Origin of the sequence: Niastella populi, assembly GCF_002078015.1 — a bacterium.
Classification (GTDB): Bacteria; Bacteroidota; Bacteroidia; order Chitinophagales; family Chitinophagaceae; genus Niastella; species Niastella populi.
The window spans coordinates 39,367-47,906 of sequence record NZ_LWBP01000212.1 but is presented as its reverse complement, the minus strand read 5'-3'; the positions used below and the strand labels follow the sequence as shown (position 1 = coordinate 47,906).

Sequence of the window (8,540 nt, the reverse complement as noted above, 5' to 3'; positions counted from 1 at the left end):
CATAATAACTGGTAGAAAAATAAGACTGGCTCTTATCGGTACCCGATGATATGGATATGGAATGTTCCTGCATGAAATTGTTGCGGAACAGGAGATCGAACCAGTCGGTATTGGCTTTTGCATATCGTAAGAGGTAGGCCCGTTGTTCAGCGCTGTTGTTCTTCAGCACGAAATTGCCGTTTGCATCGAGTGTGCTCAGTTGCTCATACATTTTTCCATAAACGCCAATATCGCTTCTGTCGAGCAGGTCGGAATTAAGGATGCCCTTGCGCCACAGTTCCGCCAAAACCGACATCTGCTGCGCTGAGTTCATGATATTGTAATCGTTGTATGTTGGTTTTAACTGGGTGCTGTAGTTGCCGGTATAGTTCACCGAAGTTCTGCCTGCGCGTCCTTTTTTGGTAGTGATCACCACTACCCCGTTCATGGCGCGGGCGCCGTATAAAGCGGTTGCAGCTGCATCTTTCAGGATGTTGAAGCTTTCAATGTCATTGGCATTCAAACCGGCCACAGCAGAACCTAAAAGCGTGGTAGGGTCGCCGCTCGATAGCTGGTCGTTCGAAATGTTCACGATATCTTCCAGTACCACGCCATCGACAACCCATAATGGTTTGTTATCACCATTAATGGAAGTAGCGCCACGCACCCTGATCTTAGGTGCAGCGCCAAATGTGCCCGACACATTCTGTACCGATACACCGGCGGCACGGCCTTCCAGCATGCGGCTTACGTCGGTTACCCCCTGCAGTTTTATTTCATCGGCCTTTAAATGAACAGCCGCACCGGCGAATTTATTCTTATCGATATTCTGAAAACCGGTAACGATCACTTCTGAAAGCGCACGTTCTTCTTCATTGATAAGTTCAACACTCAAAAATGCCTGACCTTTGTAAATGACCGTTCTCGCTGCTTTTCCTACGTATGAAAACCGGATGCTGTCACCCGGTTGCGCATTGATCATAAACTCGCCTTTGCCATTTGTAAATACGCCCTTGTGATCACCCAGGTTCTCCACCGACACCTGTCCCAACGGGGCATCCTCCTCTTTGCCGGTAACTTTTCCTTTTAATTTATAGGCGGGTAATGTATCTAAGCTGGCGCGCGGTGTTGGATTAACGATGCCGGCCTTTCCGTCTTTCTTTTTTTCAAGGGCCTTTATGATGATGATAAAGTTCTCTGCTATTTTATAACCCAGTGACCGGCCGCGTAATAAATTCTTCATTACTTCATCGAGACCGGCTTCGACAAAGTTCACACTTATCTTTTCCTTATCATTGAAAATATCATTGTTATAGAAGACCACAAAACCGGTCTGGCGGCGGATTTCATTGAACACTTCGCTAAACGCTGCACGCTTGGCACGGATGGTTACCTTGAACTCCTGCGATGGATCGGCCAGTACGGAAAGGGGTAATGTTGATAGAATAGCCACGATGCTTATGGATATCCAAAACAATGTCATTACCCGGATATTGTGGGGACAACGTCCGGAGGGAAATCTCATAATACAATTAGTTTTTTGTATCGGTTATACTATTTAGACAAGGAAACTATTGAATCGGGTGACAGCAGTTAATTAATTTTTATTTTTTTAATTGGTATGAAAGACATTTACGCTTATAGATAATCGTATACTACTGATGTAACGGAAACTGTTACCTGTTACAAGGCACCTGTTACCGGGTAATACAGGTTAAGCGTAGTTGATTGCAGGGATTGTTATTTGGGCAAATGGCAGAGCGAAAAGCAGAAATGATAGTTATGAAGCTGGCATTAAGGGCCCGGTAACGGGAAACAGGTAACTGGCAACTGTATTATTTCACGTTTGCCGTTTCCCCGATGGAGTTGGGGTTTCACGAATAACGCCTGCCACTAATTACGCGTAATGATCACCTTCCCCTCCTCATTCCTAAACCTTATGTCACCCGAGGAGGCGAGCATATTGAAGAACGTATTTATCGGTTTATTGCGGTCCATAGCGCCGGAGAAATGCAGCGCGGCCAGCGAAGGATCTTTTAATTGTACATTTATATCGAACCATCGTTCGGCAACGACGGCTATCTGTTGCAGCTTTTCATTTCTGAAATAGTACAGGCCCTGCATCCAGCCAAGCACTACGGTGTTATCGAATGTTTCCTTTTGCAATGCGCTGTTGCGGTCGGCCACCACCACCGATTCGCCGGGTGATAAAACAATTTGTTGCCCCTTTGCATTTTCTACCTCCACCGAGCCGTTCACCAGGGAAATATAAGTTGATTCACCATTATATGACTTAATATTGAATTCGGTTCCCAGGGCTTTTACCTTTAATCCGTTCACCTGCACCCAAAACGGCTGGCTGGCCTGGTGCGCCACTTTAAAATAGGCTTCGCCTTTTAATTCAACAATACGTTGCGGCCGCGTGAACAATAAAGGAAAACGTAATTCAGATACCGCATTCATCCACACCCTGCTGCCATCGGCCAGTTTAAAAGAATAACTTTTACCGGCGGGCACCGTCAACGTATTCCATTCGCCGGGGTTTATATTGGCGCTGCGGGCGTTCTGCATCCAGCCGGCAAGCGAATCCTGTGCAGAGGTTTGTACGATGCTGCCATTGGCCAGTTTTATCTGAATGCTTTTGACTGTTCCTTCCTGTGAATTGAACTCACTTTTCAAAAACCATACTGCCAAGATGATAATACCTGTTGCGGCTGCAGCAATACCATAGCGAACCCATGAAGGATTTGTTTTGCGCACAGGCATAGCCACGGTATCGGTAACGGGTTCCGCTACCCGCTCGGGAATGTTTACCTTTTGTTGCAAAGCCAGCCATGCTTCATCAACATTAAATGACTGATCGAAGCTCACTGCCTTTCGCATAGCATATACCTGTTGCATCTGCTGCCATAATTGTTCAACCTCCTGGTGCCGGGCGATGAGATCTGATAGCCGTAAATCATCTTCCTCACCAATGTGGCCCGTCAGTTTATCTATTATGAGTTGCTCGACATCATTCATATCAATATAATTGTTCATGGCAAGTATGCTATTCAAACATCAGGGGGGGTGTCAAATATATTAAGACAATAAAATATATAAAACGGGTGACAAGCCGGTAAAATAATAATAGTCGCGCAGACTTTCACGGAGTTTTGCAAATGCCCGTCGCAGCTGTGTTTTCACCGTATTAACGGTTACGCCGGCAATAACAGCTGCCTCCTGGTACTTTTTGCCTTCCACGCAAACCAGTTCAAAGATACGTTTACATTGCTCCGGGAGTTGGGCAATAACGCTTTGTACCATTTGAGCTGTTTCCTGTATTTCCATTACGTGGGTATTCTCGATAATTTCGATGCGCTCCTGGTATGTCTTTTCTTTTCGGTTCACCCTGCTTTTATGCTTAAGCAAATTCAAAGCAGCATGCTTTACCATGGTAGTGAGGTAAGAACCCAGCGATTGCTGTACGATCTCATACTTGCGTTCCTGCCAGAATTTTACAAATACGTCCTGCACCAGGTCTTCCGCTTCGCCTTCGTCCTGCAAAAGCAGATATGCCTGTATGCACAGCGTTTTGTAGTATCGCTGGAATAACGCTTTAAACCCTAAGGGGTCAGCCGTTTTGAGCAGTTGTAGTAGGATATGGTCAGTTTCAGCACCCATTCGTTTTGTATTTTTGCCATTAATAGTTAAGTTTTACATACCAGTCTTTCAACCAGGTACATAAACGTTCAGCACGGCATTCACTGCGTTTCGCATGGCCTTGCGAAGGCGCATTCGCGCAGCCGAAGCTTGCGAAAGCGTTCACTTCGCATGTTTGGCGAAGGCGCGCAGGAGCGTACACACGTTACTATGACGGGCGCGGAAATGAGTTGCTATGATTCGTGCATTCCGTTTGTAATACTAACTGACAAGCAAATGTTAATGTGATAATTAGCTAATGTGATAATTTGATAATGGAATACAGCTGGAGTGAATGCATTCGCGTGCGCTTCGGATCTTACAGGAGCTACATGCCAGTTTATGTATTATCGAATCATCACATTGTCTGCTGATAAATTGATAATGGAATACAGCTGCTGCGAATACTCGCGTGAGCGTCGAATCGCATAGGACTGCATGACAGTGATGCATTATCACATTATCACATTATCGAATTATCGAATTGATTGTTTTGGTCTTCTTTCTTGTACTGGATTATTTAACAGCGGATTGGATGCCTAATGTACTGAAAAAGTTTTGAAACTTACAAACGTTTATGCTAAAAAGTGAGGTTAGCATTTTTTTAGCCCCGCTGTAACCTGCTACCGGGGCGCATTTCAGCGCGCGCACTCATTAGTGTTTATTTCATACTTGCTGAATATCAAAGTTTTTAACCATCCTGGAAATAAAAAAGCGGGCTTCCCATCAACAGGAAGCCCGCCTTTATAATAATTGCATTTTCTATTCAGTTTGCCCGCCGCAAAAAACCGCAACGTAAAAAATAAAGAGCGGCGCCGAGAACAAACCGGCTTTTATCAGCCGCTCACGCAACAATCTGATGGCGTTGATACGATGCTGGGTAACCGCTACCGGGGTAAGTTTCATTTGTTTTGCCGTATCGGGAATTGTAAGCCTGTTGCAAAAGATGGTTTTAAAAACCGTTTGCTCCGGTTCGGGCAGTTCGTCAACTGTTTTGGTGATCTTACAAATCGCCTCTTCGCGTTGGGCCCCTTCCTCAAAACGGGCGGTAGCAATAAGCGATTGTTCTTCCCAGTCAACTTCGCTGCCGGCACCGGGTGCAGGCGCGGTTTCTTTTTCCGACCTGAGGTAAGCAAAACAAATGTTCCGAACCGTTATGTACAAAAATGCCTTTATGTCGGGCAGCTTGTCGAACCGGTGGCGCATCTGGAATAATTTGATGAACGTTTCCTGCGCTATGTGATGCGCTTCCGCTTTGTTCAGGGTCAGTTGCGTACCAAAATCAACCAGTGCAGGATAATATTCATCGTACATTTCTTTTACAGCAGTGAAATGGCCGCGTTGAAATTCATCAACGACCTGTTGGTTACGGGGCGATAGGGTCATGGGCATAGTTAATGATTGAAAAGAAAAAATTAGCCGGATAAAGCTTTCGCCAGATAGATGAGCTCGCAGATTACCGTTAGAATGGATAAGGCAGGATGAGGATGGGATATAAATATAAGACTTTGATGTATTTCTCAGCAGGAATTCCCGCCAAAAAACGTAAATTTCTTTATTAACATCGGCAATCGTCAATCGTGAATGGCCTCGCGAAACGGCAAACGTGAAACCCCGGCTCCATCGGGGCAGGCTGTGAAAGTGCTCGCGAAACCCGGGATTTATTTACGACCTTGCGCCGCCCGGATTTCGAGCCGTTTCCCCATTACCGATGAAGGCCGCGCTGAAGTTTGCCGTTTCACATTTCATGTTTGCCGATTCCCCTCATGGCATCATTGTTGAATCATTAGTCACAATAAACAACTAACATATGTATACTGGTTTGCTTAAAGCCCCGGAAGAGGGTGTTTGCCATTTGTTTTATTACTGCTGCATGAAAGACGGCTCGTTCAGGGAATCGGAACTGGATACTATTTCCGACAAACTGGTATCGATCGATCTGCACAAAAAACTCAATTTCAAAGATGAGATGCAGAAATACAAATCGTATGTGAATGGGATCACCGATGAAGACATTTACCTGAAGTACCTCATCAGTATCATTAAACCGCTTCGCCCCCTGGCGCTGTTCTCCTGGTGTGTTGAACTATGTACTGCCGACGGCGATGTAAGTATCGAAGAAGACCGCCTCCTCACCCGCATTTCCCGTTTACTCGATATTGGCGATACCGAGCAGGAGTTGTTAAAAAGACTAATGACTCAGCGGAGACAGGTTGGAATGGAGAAAAAGTTTTAAGTGTTCAGCTATTCAGTTGTTCAGTTATTCAGTTATTCAGTTGTTCAGTTGTTCAGTTCGCCCGCGATTAATAGCATGGATAAAACATTATGTAACTCAATAACTCATCAACTGAATAACTGAATAACTTTGTTCTCCCTTTTACAAAAAAAAGCCGGATGCCCATCAAGGCACCCGGCGTGCTACCACATCTCTATTCTTCCATGCGTTATTTTTGAATTGACATCATTTCAAACATCCATAATTTTGTCAATTGCACATATTCAAACATCTCAAAAACTGCTGTTTGTTAATAACATTAACAAAACTGTGCCACTGGTTTATAAGGTCAATTTACATATGTAACAATATGATCTGTAGTTTATTTTCCACGTTTCTCACCAACCCACCCCATAATCTTCGCCATGGTTGCTTGAGCCGCCCCAGAATGTTCCGTGTTTGCGATCGAAATAGATAGCGTTAACCGGGCCGCTTGTGCGATCGTCAAACGTTAATTTATATCCCATTTTTATCAGTTCGCGGCGCGTCCACTCCGGTGTGTTGCTGTTCAGCAGTATCGAGCCGGGTTTTGGTTTGCGGTCTTCCCCGCCCAATGACAGGTACAGCTGATACGTATTTACATTCGGCGCCTCAACCGCTTCCTGTACCGTCATCCCAAACTCCGTCATATTTAAAAAGAACTGCAACAGGTTCTGGTCCTGTGTATCGCCACCCTGAACCGCAAACGATAAAAACGGTTTACCATCTTTCAGTGCCAGTGTAGGTGTCAGCGTTACCCGCGGGCGTTTACCCGGTTCTACCACATTGTATGGATTAAAAACCGAATCCAGCACAAAACTCTGCATGCGCTGGCTCATGCCGATACCGGTTTTGCCGGCAATACAGGCGGGCAGCCAGCCGCCGCTGGGCGTAACACTTACCACCCAGCCGGCCGAGTCGGCCGCCTCAACCGATGTAGTTCCCCGCCATAACTGCTCGAGGTATTTTTCATCGACGGGTGCCACAGCCAGGGGTTTGTCGCCACTCCATTTTTGCAGGTAATTATTATATGGATTCGATCTCCCTTCAAACGGATAGGGATCGCCCGGAACCGCCGGCGATAAATTTTTAGCAGGATCGATGAGCTTCGCCCGCTCCTTTGCATATTCTTTCGACAACAAACCTTTCATCGGCTCGTGGGGCGCATAATACGGGTCGCCATAATAAAAATCACGGTCGGCAAATGCAAGGTGCATGGCCTGGGTAACGGTATGTATATAGCGCGATGAATTAAAGCCCATGTTTTTCAGATCGAACTGCTCAAGGATGTTCAACGCCTGTAACATGACCGGCCCCTGCGTCCATTGCGACAATTTATAAACTTCAATCCCTTTATAATTTACGCTCACCGGTTCTTCGATCTGCACTTTCCATTTTGCAAGGTCGGCTTCAGTGATCAGTCCGCCCTGCTCCTTACAACCGCGTACAAACTCTTTGGCAATATCGCCGGTATAGAAACGGGCGTTGGCGGCATAAATGGCTTCCTTCCGGCTCCTGCCTTTTTTCAACGCCTGTTGTTCGGCTTCCACCATTTTACGCAGGGTCTCGAACAGGTCGTTTTGTTTGAAGATCTCCCCCGCCTCCGGCGCTTCGCGCTGTTCGCCGGCATGCGGCAGGAACACGGCCTTTGAGTAAGGCCATTGTTTTATTTTGTCCTTGCCGCGTTCCATACTATTGGCGGTTTGGGCTTCTATAGGGTAACCGGCCGCCATTTGCATGGCCGGGGCCAGCACTTCTTTCAAACTCATGGTACCGTATTCGGCCAGCATGGTGCAAATACCGCCGGGTGTGCCCGGAGTTACCGCGGCAAGCGGACCATATTCAGGCGGATAGTTCATGCCTTTATTTTTAAAAAAGGCGGCGGTTGCGCCGGTAGGAGCCACGCCAAGGGCGTTGATGCCAATTACTTTTTTTGTATGCGGGTTATAAATAAGGGCCTGCGTTTCGCCGCCCCAGCTAAGCACATCCCACATGGTGCAGGTGGCGGCGATCATGGCGCAGGCAGCGTCGACCGCATTTCCCCCTTTTTGAAAAATGGCGGCGCCGGCGGTTGCAGCCAGCGGCTTGCCGGTAATGGCCATCCAGTTCTTACCATGGAGCGGCGGTTTTTGAGTTAACTGCGCCTGGGCGGGAAAGAAATAATACAGGACACTGCAGAACAGCAGGAAGAATCTTCTCATGATGATGTGTTTTGTTTGCTAAAGATAATTCAGAGTTCTTAGTTCTTAGTTCTCAGTCATTGTTCTCAGTTCTTAGTTCACAGTTCTTAGTGATATAAACCATTGCGGTTTTCATGAAAAGCAGCGGAAAACAACCACCGTATTGGGAGAAAACATATGAAAATTGTTAGTGTAGTAACGGTATTGATTCTAATTGTGGAAGAACCTGTCGGCGCAGTTTTCGCACTAACAGAAATCAGCCGAAATCTGTTAGCGCAGGGTTCGCGCTGACAAAAAATGTCGAAAATCTGTTAGCGCAATACCAAAATCTGTCAGCGCGGTGTTCGCGCTAACAGAAAACAGGCAAAATCTGTCAGCGCGGTGTTCGCGCTAACAGAAAACAGGTGAAATCTGTTAGCGCGGTGTTCGCGCTGACAGAAAACAGG

The 8,540-nt window shown here is 46.4% G+C and carries 6 protein-coding genes; 1 reads left to right on the top strand and 5 read right to left on the bottom strand.

Features of this window, described 5'->3' with window-relative positions; genetic code table 11:
* From A4R26_RS27245 to A4R26_RS27230, 4 genes are all read right to left on the bottom strand, one after another.
* Positions 1–1,504, bottom strand: a 1,504-nt coding sequence (locus A4R26_RS27245; RefSeq protein ID WP_133054797.1) for a SusC/RagA family TonB-linked outer membrane protein, incomplete at its 3' end; no start/stop codon positions are given.
* Positions 1,505–1,872: 368 nt separating this feature from the next.
* Entirely contained in the window at positions 1,873–3,000 is a 1,128-nt protein-coding gene (locus tag A4R26_RS27240; RefSeq protein ID WP_165760427.1) for a FecR family protein, read from the bottom strand.
* Between the two features lie 60 nt (positions 3,001–3,060).
* The gene (locus A4R26_RS27235) at positions 3,061–3,642 is read right to left on the bottom strand and encodes an RNA polymerase sigma factor (protein WP_081169700.1); all 582 of its coding nucleotides are present in this window, start codon (positions 3,640–3,642) and stop codon (positions 3,061–3,063) included.
* Positions 3,643–4,422: 780 nt separating this feature from the next.
* Complete coding sequence (locus tag A4R26_RS27230) at positions 4,423–5,052, bottom strand: RNA polymerase sigma factor (RefSeq protein ID WP_081169699.1); 630 nt, start codon at positions 5,050–5,052, stop codon at positions 4,423–4,425.
* Between the two features lie 418 nt (positions 5,053–5,470).
* On the opposite strand from A4R26_RS27230, the gene A4R26_RS27225 reads away from it, so the two are divergent.
* Positions 5,471–5,896, top strand: coding sequence for a tellurite resistance TerB family protein (locus A4R26_RS27225; RefSeq protein ID WP_081169698.1), 426 nt, complete (start codon positions 5,471–5,473; stop codon positions 5,894–5,896).
* A 377-nt stretch (positions 5,897–6,273) separates the two neighbouring features.
* Here the strand turns inward: A4R26_RS27225 and A4R26_RS27220 are convergent, their stop codons facing one another.
* A complete protein-coding gene (locus tag A4R26_RS27220) occupies positions 6,274–8,115 on the bottom strand; it encodes a gamma-glutamyltransferase family protein (RefSeq protein ID WP_081169697.1) in 1,842 nt (613 codons plus the stop codon).
* Between the last annotated feature and the right edge of the window lie 425 nt (positions 8,116–8,540).

Coding starts and splice junctions, on each gene's coding strand:
- A4R26_RS27235 (WP_081169700.1), bottom strand. CDS start 3,642: ATGGGTGCTGAAACTGACCATATCCTACTACAACTGCTCAAAACGGCT.
- A4R26_RS27230 (WP_081169699.1), bottom strand. CDS start 5,052: ATGCCCATGACCCTATCGCCCCGTAACCAACAGGTCGTTGATGAATTT.
- A4R26_RS27220 (WP_081169697.1), bottom strand. CDS start 8,115: ATGAGAAGATTCTTCCTGCTGTTCTGCAGTGTCCTGTATTATTTCTTT.
- A4R26_RS27225 (WP_081169698.1), top strand. CDS start 5,471: ATGTATACTGGTTTGCTTAAAGCCCCGGAAGAGGGTGTTTGCCATTTG.
- A4R26_RS27240 (WP_165760427.1), bottom strand. CDS start 3,000: ATGAATGATGTCGAGCAACTCATAATAGATAAACTGACGGGCCACATT.